Annotated in this window: 11 protein-coding genes; 10 read left to right on the top strand and 1 reads right to left on the bottom strand. The window is 70.7% G+C overall.

Features of this window, described 5'->3' with window-relative positions; genetic code table 11:
- Positions 1 to 59 precede the first annotated feature (59 nt).
- A complete protein-coding gene (gene yidD, locus WME73_RS14045) occupies positions 60 to 443 on the top strand; it encodes a membrane protein insertion efficiency factor YidD (RefSeq protein ID WP_276598071.1) in 384 nt (127 codons plus the stop codon).
- On the opposite strand, the gene WME73_RS14040 is transcribed toward yidD, so the two are convergent.
- Positions 440 to 601, bottom strand: a complete 162-nt coding sequence (locus WME73_RS14040) for a hypothetical protein (RefSeq protein ID WP_437916023.1) — start codon at positions 599 to 601, stop codon at positions 440 to 442. The genes yidD and WME73_RS14040 overlap by 4 nt on opposite strands.
- On the opposite strand from WME73_RS14040, the gene yidC reads away from it, so the two are divergent.
- The 9 genes from yidC to WME73_RS13995 all read left to right on the top strand — a co-directional run bounded on the left by yidC (position 600) and on the right by WME73_RS13995 (position 16,102).
- On the top strand, positions 600 to 2,384 hold the full coding sequence (gene yidC / locus WME73_RS14035) for a membrane protein insertase YidC (protein ID WP_437916022.1): 1,785 nt from the start codon (positions 600 to 602) through the stop codon (positions 2,382 to 2,384). The genes WME73_RS14040 and yidC overlap by 2 nt on opposite strands.
- Positions 2,377 to 2,934 (top strand): protein jag, encoded by a 558-nt coding sequence (locus WME73_RS14030; RefSeq protein ID WP_437745965.1) that lies wholly within the window; start codon positions 2,377 to 2,379, stop codon positions 2,932 to 2,934. Before yidC ends, WME73_RS14030 begins: the two co-directional genes overlap by 8 nt.
- A gap of 335 nt (positions 2,935 to 3,269) precedes the next feature.
- Positions 3,270 to 3,623: a 50S ribosomal protein L19 gene (gene rplS, locus WME73_RS14025; RefSeq protein WP_012235149.1), complete on the top strand. Its 354-nt coding sequence runs from the start codon at positions 3,270 to 3,272 to the stop codon at positions 3,621 to 3,623.
- 279 nt (positions 3,624 to 3,902) lie between these two features.
- Positions 3,903 to 5,069 (top strand): FHA domain-containing protein, encoded by a 1,167-nt coding sequence (locus WME73_RS14020; protein WP_437745964.1) that lies wholly within the window; start codon positions 3,903 to 3,905, stop codon positions 5,067 to 5,069.
- A 228-nt stretch (positions 5,070 to 5,297) separates the two neighbouring features.
- Positions 5,298 to 7,439, top strand: a complete 2,142-nt coding sequence (locus tag WME73_RS14015; protein ID WP_437745963.1) for an FHA domain-containing protein — start codon at positions 5,298 to 5,300, stop codon at positions 7,437 to 7,439.
- A gap of 42 nt (positions 7,440 to 7,481) precedes the next feature.
- Positions 7,482 to 9,641: a protein phosphatase 2C domain-containing protein gene (locus WME73_RS14010; RefSeq protein ID WP_437916020.1), complete on the top strand. Its 2,160-nt coding sequence runs from the start codon at positions 7,482 to 7,484 to the stop codon at positions 9,639 to 9,641.
- Between the two features lie 219 nt (positions 9,642 to 9,860).
- A complete protein-coding gene (locus tag WME73_RS14005; protein ID WP_437745961.1) occupies positions 9,861 to 9,998 on the top strand; it encodes a hypothetical protein in 138 nt (45 codons plus the stop codon).
- 220 nt (positions 9,999 to 10,218) lie between these two features.
- Positions 10,219 to 13,290 (top strand): FHA domain-containing protein, encoded by a 3,072-nt coding sequence (locus tag WME73_RS14000; protein ID WP_437745960.1) that lies wholly within the window; start codon positions 10,219 to 10,221, stop codon positions 13,288 to 13,290.
- A gap of 4 nt (positions 13,291 to 13,294) precedes the next feature.
- Positions 13,295 to 16,102 carry a TonB-dependent receptor domain-containing protein gene (locus WME73_RS13995; protein WP_437745959.1) on the top strand — a complete coding sequence of 936 codons (2,808 nt, stop codon included), beginning with the start codon at positions 13,295 to 13,297 and terminating at the stop codon, positions 16,100 to 16,102.

Below are 16,102 nucleotides of genomic sequence, written 5' to 3'. Positions count from 1 at the left end.
CATACCTTGCGCCGTGGTGCGCTGGGCCCCAAGCTCCTCGCTCTCTCACGGCTCACCGCATGCTGGCGACGCTCCTCCTCGCGCTGATCCGCGCCTACCAGATGACGCTCTCCAGGCTCATCGTGGCGTTGATGGGCCCGGTCTGTCGGTTCGAGCCCTCCTGCTCGCGCTACGCCGCCGCCTGCATCGTGGACCACGGGGCGCTCCGGGGGAGCTTGCTTTCGCTCAAGCGACTGTGTAGGTGTCACCCGTTTCATCCAGGCGGGTTCGACCCTCCGCCACCACCTCGTCTTCGCCGTGCCGCGGCTGCTCGGATGCCGCGTCAACGGGACGCTGACCCGCGGGATACGACACGCTGTTCGTCTACTGGCGCGGAGCTCGCCTCGCACGCCTCATCCCCTTGTCGAGCGGGCTTCAGCGGCCGGGTCACCCTCATGGACTAATCCCCCTCGGCCATCGACAAGGCCCCCTGCGGCACGGCGCCCGACACGCCGCGGAGCGAAGCCCGCACGAAGCGACCCTGGGCAGCCTCGTGAGGCGTCACGAGACGCCCGCAGCGAAGGGCGCGGCTCGAGATCCTGGGATCGACGAAGGACTTCATGGAACGCAGCAATATCGCCAAATGGCTGTTCCTCGGCCTCGCCATCATCCTGTTTTTCCAGTTCGGCAAGCCGCTCCTCTTCGGTGAGGGCGCGCCGCAGCTCCAGCCGCTCGACGTCAAGGACAGCACGGCCCCCGCAGAACGCGCCCCCGAAGAGACGTGCGCCATCGACGGAGATCGCTTCAAGGCTGAGCTGTCCACGCGAGGCGGGTCGCTCCGGCACCTCTGGATGACGGACCCGAAATACACGACGGGGAACGGCGAGCGCAGGCCGATGGACCTGGTCACGACCTCGCTCGAGTCGCGGATGCCTCTCAGGACGGACCTGCACCTGCCCGGCGGCAGCGCGCAGCAGGTGCCGTTCGACGACCTCGACTGGAAGCTCTCGGCGCAGGACGGCAAGAGCTGCACGTTCACCTACGCCGACGACGCGACGAGGCTCACCAAGATCGTCGCGGCCACGGGGCGCCCCTTCGAGCTCTCGGTGCAGATGACGGTCGAGAACCTCGCGCAGGAGCCGCGCAAGCACCGGCTCGCCGTCGAGCAGACATCGTGGCGAACCCAGAAGGAGACGGAGGGACATCTCGGCATGATCTCGGAATGGATCACCGAGACGGTCGCCGCGACCGACCAGAAGACCGAGCGCCAGCTCCCCGACGCCTTCGAGCCCGGCGACTTCAAGGACCCGGAGTTCACCGCCGAGCGCTGGCGGCGCACCCCGGGCAACGCGCGGTTCGCCGCGGTCTCGAGCAGCTACTTCAGCAAGATCGCGATCCCCTTGGAGGGGCCAGGGCAGCCCACGGCCGAGACGCAGATCGAAGACATCTGGGATTCATCGAAGTTCCAGGACAAGGGCAAGGACCCGAACTACGGGCACGTCTATCGCGCGCGGCTCGCCTATCCGGAGCACGAGCTCGCGCCCGGCGGCGCGGTGACCTACAAGCTCCTGTCCTTCACCGGGCCGAAGGAGCGCGAGCTGCTCGCCGCCGTCGACCACGGGGTGAGCGAGGTCATCAACCTCGGCTGGTTCTCGCCGATCGCGAAGCTCCTCGTTTCGTACCTCTATGTCCTCCACGGCGCCGTGGGCAGCTGGGGCTGGGCCATCGTCCTGCTCACCATCACGGTCCGGCTCCTGCTCTTCCCGCTGAGCATCCAGCAGATCAAGAGCGCTGCGGCGATGCGCAAGCTCAAGCCGGAGATGGATGAGATCAACGCGAGGTACAAGGACGACGCCGCCCAGCGCGGCCTCGCGATGCAGGAGCTCTGGCGCAAGAACAAGGTCGCGAACCCGGTCGTCGGCTGCTTCCCGATGCTGCTCCAGATGCCGGTATGGTTCGCCCTCTACACCGCGCTCCAGACCGCGGTGGAGCTCTACCACACCCCGTTCGGCCCCGTGATTCCGGACCTGTCGGCCCCGGGAAAGTACTACATCATTCCCATCGTCCTCGGCGGCTCGAGCTTCATCCAGCAGAAGCTCATGCCCCCGCAGGGCGACCCGGCGCAGCAGAAGATGATGATGTACCTGATGCCCGGCATCTTCACCGCGATGATGCTCTTCCTCCCGGCCGGCCTCGGCGTTTACATGTTGACGAACACCTGGCTCGGCATCGGGCAGCAGGTGCTCGTCGAGCGCTACCTGAAGGCGAAGAACGAACGGGCCGGCGGCATCCAGGTGCGAGAGATCGCGAGCGCGGAGCCCCAATCCGCGATGAAGAAGACTCCGGGCGACGACGACAAGTCGGCCCCTGCTCTCGGAAAGGGAAAAGCACGTGTCCGTGGATAGTGAAGTTGCCGAAAGGGGAATCGACGCAGCGGATGTCGATGCCGAGGCGCAGGGCGCTGACGACGCGGCCGAGTTCGAGGAGGACGGGCGCGCCGACGTCGCGCTCGACTTCGTCATCGATGTGCTCGCGGCGATGGGCATGGACTGCACCGTCGACCTCCTCGAGAACGAGGAGGAGGATCCGCCCGAGGAGATCCGGCTCGAGATCGAGGGGAAGGACGCGGGCCGCGTGATCGGCAAGAAGGGGCAGACGCTCTCGGCGCTGCAGTTCCTCGCCAACCGCGTGATCAACCGGCCGGGCAAGAAGCGGCGTCATGTGATCATCGACGCCGAGGGCTACCGGCAGCGGCGCGAGGACACGCTCTCTTCCATGGCGCGCAGGCTGGGCAAGCAGGCGGTCGAGGAGGGCAAGATCATCACCTTCGAGCCGATGAACCCGCAGGACCGCCGCGTCGTCCACCTGGCGCTGGCGAAGTTCCCGGGCGTCGTCACCAAGAGCGACGGCGAGGGAGAGGCCCGCCGCGTGCAGATCATCCCCGTTCGCCGCTGAGGCAGAAGGCCCGGCACGACGCGCGCACCAAACGCGCACCAGACGCGCGCATCAAGAGCGACTGCGCCGCTGCCGGCGTTGACACCGGATCGCCCGCATGCATAATGCCGCACCTCTCCGGTACCCCCCGGGGAGGTGCGCGGGCACGCGCTCGCGCCCATGTTCTCCCGGAACCGCAACCGGGTTCCATCTGCGTTCATCGCGTGAAGCACGAGGGCCGCGCGCGGCCCCCGCTCCGCCGGACGCAGTCCACGAACGGCGGCGGCCCAGCCCCCTTGAGCACGGGCACGGGACCGCGAAGACGGATCCCCGACCCTTTGAAGGATTGACCGACCATGCAGACCTCGAACATCCTCGCGAAGATCGAAGCTCCCCTGTTCCGCGAGGGGATCCCGGATTTCCGGGTCGGCGATACGGTGCGCGTCCACTACCGGATCGTCGAGGGCGAGAAGGAGCGCATCCAGGTGTTCCAGGGTGTCGTTCTGAAGCGCCACCGCGCCGGGGTCCGGAGCACCTTCACCGTGCGCAAGGTGAGCTTCACGGTCGGCGTCGAGCGCATGTTCCTCCTCCACAGCCCCCGCATCGACAAGGTCGAGATCGTCTCGCGTGGCGTGGTCCGCCGTTCGCGGCTCTTCTACCTGCGCAACCTGGCAGGCAAGGCCGCTCGCGTCCGCGACGCAAAGGATTGATCCCGCCGGCCGGCGCCCCGGCCGCGAGGAGAGCGCTCCCGCAGAGCAGATTGCCAGGGGGACAGCCGGCTCCCTGGTTCGATCGCGCGCGCAGGCATCCATGGCACAGCGCGGAAGCAGCTGCGCGCCGGGCGATGACGCCTGCATGCGCGCGCACGCACCGCGTTGCCGGCCTGTAGCAAGGGTTCCCGCATACTTCTTCCTTGATCCTCGGCCGAGCGGCCACGGTATGCTCGCGGCGGCGGTGCCCCAGCGCCGCGAAACCCGAGAAGGATCACCATGCTCTGTCCGCGTTGCGGTGCGCCCGCGACCCCCGCCGATAAATTCTGCGCTGTGTGCGCCTCGCCGCTCACCCCGTCCGGGCCTGGAGCGTTCGGGGCTCCTCCGCCGCCGCCTCCTCCGCCGTTTCCTGCTCCGGGCTTCGGGGCGCCCCCCGAGCCTCCCCCGAACTATGGCTCGCCGAGCGGCGGTTTTGGTCCGCCCCCGCCGGCGCCTTTCGGGGCTCCTCCAGGCTCGCCTCCCGGGTTCCCGCCGGCGCCCGAGGGCGGCCCGGCCGGCTTCGGTCCGCCTCCGCCCTTCGGGCCGCAGCCTGGTGGTTACGGGGCGCCCCAGCCGCCTCCTCCGGTACCGCTGAAACCTCCGCCGTTCCCGCCGGAGCCGCCGATCTACGGCGCGCCGGGCGGCGGCTATGGCTCGGCCCCGAGCTTTCCGGAGCAGCAGGGCAGCTACCCCGGCCCTCCGCTCCCGCGGCCCGGCTTCGGCCCGCCCCCGCAGCCCGGGTTCGGTCCGCCCCCGCAGCCGCAGGGCGCGCGCTGCGTGCAGGGGCACGCGATCCCGGCGGGCGGCTCGTTCTGCATGGAGGGAGGCCACCCGATCGCCCTCGACGGCATCCAGATGAGCGGCGATCCCTTCAACCAGACGGCCTACGCGCCCAACCAGCAAGGGGCATCCGCGCCGCCGCCGATGCCGCAGGCGAGCGGCAGCGGAGCCTACGGCGAGCCGCCGCAGCCACAGCAGAACATCGCCCCGCCGGGCCCGCCGCCCGCGTACATCCCGCCTCCTCCCGCGGTGCGCCCGCCGACGCCGGCGCCGCCGAGGGCCGCGGGGCAGGAGAGCCGCCGCACCCTCGCCGGCTTCCTCGTCAGCTTCCAGGACGACGCGCTCGGCAGGTTCTGGCCGCTCTGGCAAGGCAAGAACATCGTCGGCCGCGCCGAGACAGGGCAGAAGGTCGACATCGAGATAGCGCACGGGACGACGTCGACGCATCACGCAACGGTCGAGATCGACGGCGGTCGGCTCGTCCTCGCCGACCTCGGCTCCACCAACGGGACGTTCCACAACGAGGAGGCGATCGGCTTCCAGGGCCGACGCGAGCTGCGCGATGGCGACAAGATCCGCTTCGGCGGGTTCAGCGTCATCCTGCTCAGCGTGTCGGCGCGGGCCTGACGGGCCCATCGCACGAGGAGAGGCGTTGCCGAGCCTGGCCCCCTTCCCCCGCGACGTTCGACCGGCACCTGGCGCCCCGGCCAGGCTGCGTGAAAACCAACCGGATAGCCGTCGCCAGCGCGCGGCGGCCGCCCCGCTCGCGCAGAGAGCGCTCCTCTGCTCCCTCGCGCCCGCTGGAGATCCCCACGCATGACTCCCTCTCATGACGCGACTCGCCCGATCCACTCCATGAGCGCCTCCGCCCGTCGCGGCAGGCGCGAGGGCAAGGCCCTGCGCTGCGCGAGGCTCCTCGCGCTCGCAGCCGCTGTCCTCGCACTCCTCGCCGGACAGCGCCGCGCCGAGGCCGCGCCCGAGGCGCACGTGCTCCGCATCGACCCGCGCGCGAGCACCGTGGACGGCTCGCCCGTGCTCACGACCGTGCTCGAGGTCGTGCAGAACAAGCGCCTCAGCGACCTCACCCGCAACTGCGCCGCGCTCACGGGCAACGCGAACCTCGATTGCGTCGCCGATGCGATCGAGCAGCCGTCGGCGCTCTACTCGTCGTTCGACTTCCCGGACAAGAACGCGATCCTCTCCGTCACGGTCGACGGCACGGATCTGCCGGCGAAGTTCGAGTCGAAGGCGCGGTGGGGCGACAGCGCCGGTCAGCCGGGCGTCGGGACGGCGTGGCTCATCCTGATCGACGCCGCGTCGAGCATGGGCAACCGCTTCGACGAGGCGAAGGCGGTCGCGAGCGCGTTCGTCAACGCGATGCAGCCGAACGACATCGTCGACGTGATGTTCTTCAACGATCGCGGCATCGTCGAGGACTCGAAGTGGGTGAGCAACAAGCAGGCGGCGGCGCAGGCGATCGCCGGCGTCGCGCGCACCTACCCGACGCAGGGCCGCACGCGCCCGCTCTTCACGATCATCAAGAACGCCGCGACCGACGCGTTCAAGGAGCTCGGCAACGCAGGTCAGGGCGTCCAGGTGCCGATGCACCAGGCGATGGTGGTCCTCTCGAACGGCTCCGCCGGCGCGGATCCCAGCTCGACGGCCGCCGCGTCGAACCTCCTCCGCGAGTACCTGACGAAGGGGCGGTTCCCCGAGAACAACGACGTCCTGCCGAAGACGCCGGTGCCCGTCATCTCGATCTGGTTCCCGAGCCAGCTCGTCGAGGAGTTCACGGCGAACGCTCGCGAGTTCATGGAAGGGATGGCGAACACCGAGATCGGCGGCTTCTTCAGCGTGGTGCGCGACGGCCAGCAGCGGCGAGCGGCCAACATCGTCAACGCGATCCGCACCCGCTTCAACAAGATGCACATCGTGAAGTGGCGGGTCTCGTGCGTCGCGCCGAGCATCACGCAGACGTTCAAGCTCGCCTTCATCAACACGGATCCGCCGATCGCCGGCGACGCCACCTTCCAGAACGTCCCCGTCGGCATCGATCCGACCGCGTGGCCGATCGACATCGACCGCGACGCGACCGACCGCGCGGCGAAGAAGACGCCGATCTATCCCGGCGGCACGATCAAGATCTTCGGCAACTTCTGCTGGGGTGGCAACGCGCAGCGGGCCGAGATCTACATGGTCCCGAAGAACCAGGCCGCGCCGCAGTCGCTGCAGGGCGGGAACCTCGAGGACGCGAAGAAGGCCCAGCGGACGCTGATCGAGGGCGGGATGCGCGGCAAGGCGATCTCGGCCGGCGACAGCGTCGTCGAGTTCGAGCTCCCGGACACCGACAAGTTCCTCGTCGGCAAGGGCGACCAGATGACGGCGCGCCTCATCGTCTACGACAACCAGGCGCGGCGGACGAGCGCGGTCACGGCCGACAAGATCCTCACGCTGAAGGCGAAGGAGGCGCCGCTGCCGTACCTGCTCATCGGCGGCGTGACCTTCGGCGGGGTCGTCATCGTGCTGCTCCTCGTCTCCATCTTCCGCGGCGGCGGGAAGCGACGCGGCGGCACGGTGGCGGCCGCGCCCCCGAGGCCCATCGTGGCGGGGAGCGGGCCGCCTCCGCCCTACGCGCCCGCGCCGCCGCCTCCGGGCGACTTCGGCTATGGCGGCGGGCCGATGATGGGCCCTCCCATGGGCGGGGCCAGCCGGGCGACGCTCTCGGGCCCGGCGGGCATCTTCACCGTGCACCCCGGCGCCGAGGTGCGCGCCGGGCGCGACGGCGCCTCGTGCCTGATCGCGCTGTCGGAGCCGCGCGTTTCCGGCACCCATGCGAGCGTGAAGCTCGAGGCCGGCCAGCTGTTCGTGCGGGACGAGAACTCCAACAACGGGACCTACGTGAACGGCCAGCGCATCGCCGCGTCCGTGTGGACGCTCGTGCCACCCGGCGCGTCGTTGCGGTTCGGCCCCGTCGAGTTCAGCGTCCGTTTGGAGTAGCGTGTCCGGGGCCCGTTCTCGCGCCCCGAGCGACGCCCCCCCATGATGCCCCCGACCGAGTCCTCCCCGCACCTCAAGATCGAGTTCGCCCAGGCCAGCGATGCTGGTCGGGACCCGAACAAGCAGGTCAACGAGGATGCCTGCGGCTACGCCGAGACCAAGTTCGGTTACCTGTGCGTCCTGTGCGACGGCATGGGCGGACACTATGGCGGCAGCGAGGCGAGCCGCACCGCCATCCAGACCATCTTCGAGATGATCGAGCGCACGCCCGCCACCGTGGATCCGAGCGGGGCGCTCAAGGCCGCGATCGAGGAAGCGGGGCGCCGCGTCTACCAGCTGGGCGGGCCGCCGGAGAACCGCGTCCGGCCCGGCTCGACCGTCGTCGCGATGGTCCTCCACGAGCGCGGCGTCGATGTCGCGCACGTCGGCGACAGCCGCGCGTACGTGATCCGGAGCCACCAGATCTACCCCCTCACGCGCGACCACTCGATGGTGCAGGGGATGATCGACGCGGGCATGCTCACGGAGGCGCAGGCGATCGGCCACCCCGACGCGAACAAGATCACGCGCGCGCTCGGGATGAGGCCGGAGGTGGAGGTCGAGGTTCGACCCGAGCCGATGGAGCTCTACCCGGGAGACGTGCTGATCCAGTCGAGCGACGGGCTCACCGACCTCGTGCTCCCCGGCGACATCCTCGGGTGTACGCGGCAAGCGCTCGCATCGGGCTCGGTCGATCACGCGTGCCGGATGCTCGTGCAGCTCGCGAACCACCGCGGCGGTCACGACAACATCACCGTCCAGATGGTCCGGGTGCTCGAGACGGGCGGCCGCTCGCTGACCATCGCGCACGGGCCACCTGGGACGGCTGGCCCGGGCGACGGCGTCAATCCTGCGCGCGCTTCACGCCCTCAGGAGACCGTCGCGATGACCCGGTCCGAGGCGGCGGCGATCGGCCAGCAGCACGCCACGAGCACGCCGCTCCCCCACGGCCATGGCGCTCCTGCGGCCGCGAGCGGCGCGGCGGCGGGCATGGCGGCCGCAGGAAACGCGCCGGCGCCGTACCCGGCGTCCATCAACAACGCGATCACCGTGGTCCCGACGGGCTCCCCCGACACGCCGCGCCCTGCGCCCACCAGCGACGCGGTCACCGTGGTCCCGGCGGGCTCCACCGGCGCGCCGGGGCTGCGTCCAGCGTCCCCCCGCTCCGCGGCGACCGCGGCCTCGACGGGCTCCGACAACGTGCCAGCCGTCGCGCCGACGGCCACCGACAACGTGCCGGCCGTCGCGCCGACGGCCACCGACAACGTGCCGGCCGTCGCGCCGACAGCCACCGACAACGTGCCGGCCGTCGCGCCGGGCGCTGCCCTTGGCGCGCCGGGGCTTCGCCCCACCACCGTCGACAGCGCGCCGGCCGTGAGCCCCACGGCCACCGACGAGCTGCCTCCCGTGGCTCTTGCCGCTGCCCCCAGCGCGAAGGCCGTGAGCCCCACGGCGGCCGATGGCGGGTCGGCCATGACGCCCACGCCGATGGACTCCGCGCTGGCGCTGCCTCCAACCGTGCCAGGCGCCCATCCCCCGGTGGCTTACCCGAACGCGCCCGACGCGCCCGCCGTGCTGTCTCCCCTTCCCCTGAGCGCTCCTGCGCCGTCTCCGATGGGCCGCGCCGCGCCCCATCAGCCTGGTTCGTTCGGAGCGCCGCTTCACCCAGGCGCCGCTTACGGCGCTCCGCCCCACCCCGCCGTCCCCCACGGCGCACCGCCCCCTCCTGGCGCCGCCTACGGCGCGCCGCACCCTCCTGGCGTCCCCTACGGTACGCCGCACCATCCTGGCGCCGCGTACGGTGCGCCGCCTCACGTCGGCGCCGCCTATGGTGCGCCTCTTCACGCGACCGAGCAGGATGTTCCGCCGCCTTCGGTGGCCTTCCCGGGGCACAACCCAGCAGCGCCCGGTGGTCCCCCGGTCGCCGCCGCCCCACCCCCCCACCTCGCGCCCGCGCCGCTGCATGCTCACGCGTACGCCGCGACCGGCCCGCGCCCCGCGCCAGCACCGAGCTTCTCAGGACCCGTCTCGTCCTCCGGGGCATCGAGCGTGCCGAGCACCGTGCGCGCCACGCGCGGCGTCTACATCGCCCTCATCGCCTCGGCCGCGGCCGTGATCCTCGTGCTGTTCGTCTTCCTGCTCTGGAAGCTCCTCGGCAGCTGAGCGCGGCGCGGAAAGGCGCGGAAAGGCGCGGAAAGGCGCGGAAAGGCCGCCCCCCACCCACCGCCCCGCACGGATGAGCGGAAACCGCGACGGAAACGAGAACGAGGACCGAGCTCGGCTCGCTCAACTCAGACGACCACCGCGCAACGGCCCCGCTCGCGGAATGCGATTGAAGAAAGATCGGATTCCGGATTAGCCTAACTTTCCGGAGGTCCTTCCATGCTTGGCGACCAAGAGCTCGAGCACGGCGACGACATGGATGGCGCGCCTGAGGATCTGGAAGAAGAGGTGCCGGAGTCGACCCGTACACCCTCTCTCGAGGAGGCCCGCGCCGGCTTCATGCTGCTCGATCTGTGACCCGCTGAACCACCTGTTCCCGGAAGTCACGACGCTCCGCGCCGACACTCCGTTCGTCCAGCGGGCGAGAGCCTCTCGCCGAACGGCGCCCATCGCCGCGCGCGTGCAGAAGCGCGCTCCTCTCCCGCGAGCGGCACCGCGCCAGCGTGGCGAGAGGCGGCGCACGGGACGCGCCTCTTCCCTTGCCCTCCCCGACGGCCTGTGGTGAAACGCGGCCCGCATGATCCCGGGGCTAGGCAAAACAAGCATCACGATCGGCAGCGCCCCCACCTGCGATGTGGTGCTCGTCGCTCCCGGCGTCCTGCCCGAGCACGCGCGCATCGTCAACCAGGGGGGTGGCAAGCTGCTCTTCTCCTGCGGGCAAGGGCCGGCGTCGGCGAACGGGCGGCCCCTCTCGCCGGGAGAGCAGGTCCCGTTCGACTTCCGCACCCAGTTCGTGGTCGCGCAGACGCCGGTCCCGCTGAACCATCCGGCCATCACGCTGATGCTGGCGTCGCCCGGGAGCCTCGCGCCCGCGCCCGGCCAGGTCGTGATCGGACGAGACCCCGGGCGCGCCTCCTTGGTGCTCCAGCACCCGAGCGTCTCGAGCCAGCACGCGACCGTCACGCTCGATCGCATGATGGTCATCGACCACAACTCGACGAGCGGCACGTACGTGGGCGCGCAGCGCATCGCCGCTGGCTCGCCGACGCCCATCGATCCGCAAGGCGCCATCGCCTTCGGGCCCGTCCCTGTCCAGATCAGCCTGCTCGTCCAGCTCGCGCAGGCCGCCCGGCAATCCGCGCTGCCGGCCGCCTCCGGCGCCCCGCCCGCGGTGAGCGTCCTGCCGCCGCAGCCTGCCGCTTCCGGCTACGCGCCGCCGCAGCAGCCCGGCGCCGGGGGTTACGCGCCGCCAGGCGTCGCCGGCGGTTACGCGCCGCCGCAGCAGCCCGCGCAACCGGCGTCCTCGGTGCCCGCCGCCGGCGCGCCCGGGAGGAAGAACAAGACGGTCCTCGGGCAGCTCGACTTTTCCGGCGGCGGCTCGAACGTCAAGAAGATCGGCCGCACGCCCGACAACGACATCGTGCTCGCCCACCCCCAGGTGTCGAGCCACCACGCGCTCCTGCACTCGATCAACGGGCAGCTCTACGTCGAGGATAGCGGCAGCGCCAACGGGACCTACGTCCGCGGCAACCGCATCGCGCCCGGCCAGAAGATCGCCGTGCAGAGCGGCGAGAAGATCTACATCGGGCCCATGCCCCTCCAGATCGAGATGGGGGGCGCGGGCGCCGTCGAGGTCGTCCAGGAGGAGTACTCCGCCGATCGGTGGGCAGGGCGCCCGCTCTACGAGATCGAGGCGTGGAGCCTCGTCCTCCAGGTCCCCGACCGGGACAACCCGAACGAGCAGAAGACCCTGCTCGACAACGTGTCGTTCAAGGCGCTGCCGGGCGACATGATCGCGCTCATGGGGCCGTCGGGCGCCGGCAAGACGACGCTCCTGCTCACGCTGAACGGCTACCTGCCGCCGACGAGCGGCGTCGTCCGCATCAACGGCGAGGACCTCTACAACATCTACGACACGCTCCGCGGCTCCATCGGCTACGTGCCGCAGGACGATCTCGTCCACCCGGAGCTCACCGTCTTCGAGGCCGTCCGCTACAGCGCGAAGTTCCGCCTCCCGCCCGACTACACCGAGGCCGAGATCGACGCCCGCGTCGAGCAGACGATCAAGGATCTCGGCCTCGAGGGCGTCAAGAACCTCCAGATCGGCAAGCCCGAGAACAAGATCCTCTCGGGCGGGCAGCGCAAGCGCGTCAACATCGCGCTCGAGCTCGTCACCGATCCGGTCATCCTCTTCCTCGACGAGCCGACCTCGGGCCTCGCCGCCGACGACACGACCGCGCTGATCAGCCTGCTGCATGACCTCACGAAGGCCACCGGCAAGACGATCATCATGACGATCCACCAGCCGGCGAAGGACGAGTTCGAGAAGTTCAGCCACGCGCTCATCCTGGGCTACGGCGGCATCCCGATGTTCTTCGGGCCGACCCGGCCCGACGCGTACCGCTTCTTCGGTAGCTGGAAGGAGCGGCACGGCCAGCAGAACGACGTCGATAACCCGCGCGACATGTTCGAGATGCTCGCGCTCCGGGAGCGGCCCATCTTCGATCAGCTCCGCGCGCGGAACCCGAACGCGTCGCGCGGCGACGCCAGGAAGCTCGCCGCCATCGAGTGGCGCAAGGAGTTCTTCAGCGACGGCAACCCGACGTACCGCCGGATGTACTCCGGCCGGCGCGAGATCGGCACCGGCCAGGGGCAGCGCGGCATCCCGGCCGGGCGCGCCACGACCAAGGGGCAGCTCGGCCTGCTCCTGTCGCGCTACTTCAAGGTGAAGAAGCGCGACATCGGCGGCACCCTGATCATGCTCCTCCAGGCCCCGATCATCGGCATCCTGCTCGCGATCGTCTTCGGCGGGCAGGAGAAGGCGATCCCGGCGTGGTGCCTCGGCGCGCTCCAGGAGCTCGGCCGCCGCGCCGGCGGCGCGGACAAGAGCACCGACGTCATCAAGGGCATGGAGGTCACCACCGACCACACCGCGGCGATCTTCTTCCTCGTCGTCGCCGCGGTCTGGTTCGGGACCTCGAACGCGGCGCGCGAGATCGTCAGCGAGCGGGCCATCTACCTCCGCGAGCGCATGGTCAACCTGGGGCTCGTCAACTACGTGCTCTCCAAGTACCTGCTGCTCGCCGGCTTCTGCCTCGTCCAGTGCACCGTCCTGCTCGCGATCGTGTTCTTCGCCCTCGGCTTCCACGGCGGCATGCAGGCGTTCGGCATGCAGCTCGCCGCGCTGACCGCCACCTCGCTCAGCGCCGTCGCGATGGGGCTCCTCCTCTCCACGGTGGTCGCCTCGTCCGAGGCGGCGATGGCGCTCACGCCGATCGCGCTCATCCCCCAGGTCGTCCTCGGGGGGCTCATGGTGCCGATGACGACCGTGCCGCACCTCCGGCCGCTCATGTACATCATCCCGGCGCGCTGGGGCTTCGAGGGCGCGATCGCGCCGGAGCGGCTCGCGACCGCGGAGGATCCAGCGTGGGTCATCGATCTGCACCGCACCGACACGAGCGCCGCGGACTTCATCGAGGGCGGCAAGTTCAAGTGCGCCATCGCGCAGATGGCGGCCGACAACTACGCGGGCGCGTGGGGCTTCACCACGTACGATCAGACCTGGATGCCCTATGCGGTGCTCGCAGGCATGACGTTCCTCATCCTCGTCACGCTCTGCGCGGTGCTGAAGCGGCGCGACCCGGTGTGACGTCGTGACCACGCAGGAGCCCGCCGCTTCCATCCGCATCGATGACCGGCACGCGCGCGGCGATCGCAGGCCGGCCGCCGCGGCGCTCCTCTCGCTGCTCGCCGCCCTCTCCCCCTGCCTGGCGCAGGCGCAACAGCAAGGCCAGGAGGGGCAGGCGCCCGAGGGCGGGGCGGCCGTGCCCCGAGGCCCGGGCGGCGCGATCGTCACGCCTCCTGCCTCCACGGCCGCGCCGGCGGGGAAGGCGACGCCGCCGCGGGCGCTCAACTACACGCCCCCGGAGTACCCGCCGGAGGCCGAGAAACAGGGGCGCGAAGCGTCGGTGACCCTGCAGCTCGACATCGACCGCGACGGGCGCGTGAAGCACGCCGTCGTCGTCGAGAGCGCGGGGCACGGGTTCGATGAGTCGGCGCTGGCCGCGGCCCAGAAGCTCGAGTTCGAGCCCGCCCGCCGCGCGGACGGGGCCCCCGCCCCGGCCCGCATCCTGTACCGCTACTCGTTCACCCTGAAGACGGCCTCGCCGCCGCCGGCCGCCGGCGAGCCCGCGAGGCCCGCCGAGAGCCTCCGCGGCACCGTGCTCGCCAGCGGGGGCGACGTCCCGCTCGCCGGCGCCACCGTCTCGGTCGCGCGCGTCGCGGGCGCGGGCGCGGGCGCAGCGACGCTCGCCGCGCCGCCGGGGCTCACGACCGACGAGGGCGGCGCCTTCGCCTTCGCCGCGCTGCCGCCGGGGCGCTACCAGGTCACCATCGCGGCGCCCGGCTTCGAGCCGCTCTCCGTCGAGGAGGCGCTCGCCCCCGGGGAGCAGCTCGAGGTGAAGTACCGGCTCCTGCCGCAAGGCGACGGCCTCGAGGTCACGGTCCGCGGCAAGCGGCCGCCGCGCGAGGTCACGAAGCGCACGATCGAGCAGCGCGAGATCAACCGGATCCCCGGCACGAACGGCGACGCCCTGCGCTCGCTGCAGAACCTGCCGGGCGTCGCCCGCCCGCCCAGCATCGCGGGGCTGCTCATCGTCCGCGGCTCCGGCCCGCAGGACACGCAGACCTTCGTCGACGGCACGCAGGTGCCGCTCATCTACCACTTCGGCGGCCTCTCCTCGGTCGTGCCGACCGAGATGCTGGATCGGATCGACTTCTACCCCGGCAACTTCAGCGCCAAGTACGGCCGGGTGCAGGGCGGCATCGTCGACGTCGCCCTCCGCTCCCCCAAGGAGGACGGCAGGCTCCACGGCCTGGCGCAGATGGACCTCATCGACGCGCGCGTCCTGCTCGAGGGCCCCGTGCCGTTCCTCGACAACACCCGCTTCATGGTGGCGGGACGACGGAGCTACATCGGCGAGTCGTTCGGCCCGGTGCTCGAGGCCGCGGGCGCAGGCGTAACGCAGGCGCCGGTCTATTACGACTACCAGGTCCTCCTCGAGACCGAGCCCACGCCCTCCGCGCGGGTCCGCCTCACGTTCTTCGGCTCCGACGACGCCCTCGAGCTGCTGCTCAGCGACCCGGCGCCCAACGAGCCGGCCCTCTCCGGCAACGTCGGGCTGCACACGGCGTTTCAGCGGCTCCAGCTCCGCTACGATCACGAGCTGACCGACAAGGACCGGCTCGACGGCGTGCTCGCCATCGCGCGCGACGACGCCGATTTCGGGATCGGGCCGATCTACTTTCAGCTCGATCTCAAGACGATCTCCGGCCGCCTCGAGTACGCGCGGCGCATCTCGAAGGGCACGGTGTTCAACGCGGGGCTCGACGTCTTCGCCGGCCTCTACGCCGTGAACCTCCGCGCCCCCGGGCCGAACCGCCCCGGCGAGCCGCCGAACCAGCCGTTCTCGACGCGCACCCTCCAGGAGGTCTCGCGCGACGGCGAGTTCTTCTACCCCGCTGCGTACGCCGAGCTCGAGCTCGCCCCGACCCCTCGGGCGAAGATCGTCCCGGGCCTGCGCCTCGACTACCAGGACCTGAACCAGCAGCTCACCGTGAGCCCGCGCGTGAACGGGCGCTTCGACGTCGTCCCCGGGTTCCCGCGGACCACGGTGAAGGGCGGCCTCGGGGTGTTCCATCAGCCGCCGCAGTTCCAGGAGGTGATCCCGCCGCTCGGCAACCCCGGCCTGAAGTCGACCCGCGCGCTGCACTATGCGGCCGGCGTCGAGCAGGAGCTGACCCGGCACATCGAGGCGTCGGCGGAGGGGTTCTACAAGCAGCTCGACGAGCTCGTCGTCGGCGTGAACCGACCCGGGTCGATCCAGCTCGACTACCAGAACGTCGGCTCGGGCAGGGTCATCGGCGGCGAGTTCCTGCTCAAGTACAAGCCCGACGATCGCTTCTTCGGCTGGGCCGCGTACACGCTGTCCCGCAGCACGCGGGTGCCGGAGCCCGGCGAGCCGGAGCGGCTCGTCCCGTTCGATCAGACCCACATCCTGACGGTGCTCGGCAGCTACCGCCTGGGCGACGGCTGGGAGTTCGGCGCCCGGTTCCGCCTCGTCTCCGGCAACCTGGTCACGCCCAACGTGTGCAACGTCAACGAGCAGAGCTGCGACCCGTACCGCACCAACGCGCTCTTCTACGCGCCCACCGGGACGTATACGCCCATCCCGTTCTCCGGCCCGAACAGCGAGCGGCTCCCGGCGTTCCACCAGCTCGATCTGCGCCTGGACAAGACGTGGAAGTTCAAGACCTGGCGGCTCTCGGCCTACCTCGACGTGCAGAACGTCTACAACAACGCGAACAGCGAGGCGATTCAGTACAACTACAACTACACAGCCCGACAGTACGTCACGGGGCTGCCCATCCTGCCGAGCTTCGGGATGCGAGGAGAGTTCTGA

The organism is Sorangium sp. So ce302 (assembly GCF_051530145.1).
GTDB lineage: Bacteria > Myxococcota_A > Polyangia > Polyangiales > Polyangiaceae > Sorangium > Sorangium cellulosum_B.
This window is presented reverse-complemented; position numbering and strand designations above follow the sequence as displayed.

Coding starts and splice junctions, on each gene's coding strand:
- yidD (WP_276598071.1), top strand. CDS start 60: ATGCTGGCGACGCTCCTCCTCGCGCTGATCCGCGCCTACCAGATGACG.
- yidC (WP_437916022.1), top strand. CDS start 600: ATGGAACGCAGCAATATCGCCAAATGGCTGTTCCTCGGCCTCGCCATC.
- WME73_RS14040 (WP_437916023.1), bottom strand. CDS start 601: ATGAAGTCCTTCGTCGATCCCAGGATCTCGAGCCGCGCCCTTCGCTGC.
- rplS (WP_012235149.1), top strand. CDS start 3,270: ATGCAGACCTCGAACATCCTCGCGAAGATCGAAGCTCCCCTGTTCCGC.
- WME73_RS14020 (WP_437745964.1), top strand. CDS start 3,903: ATGCTCTGTCCGCGTTGCGGTGCGCCCGCGACCCCCGCCGATAAATTC.
- WME73_RS14015 (WP_437745963.1), top strand. CDS start 5,298: ATGAGCGCCTCCGCCCGTCGCGGCAGGCGCGAGGGCAAGGCCCTGCGC.
- WME73_RS14010 (WP_437916020.1), top strand. CDS start 7,482: ATGATGCCCCCGACCGAGTCCTCCCCGCACCTCAAGATCGAGTTCGCC.
- WME73_RS14005 (WP_437745961.1), top strand. CDS start 9,861: ATGCTTGGCGACCAAGAGCTCGAGCACGGCGACGACATGGATGGCGCG.
- WME73_RS14000 (WP_437745960.1), top strand. CDS start 10,219: ATGATCCCGGGGCTAGGCAAAACAAGCATCACGATCGGCAGCGCCCCC.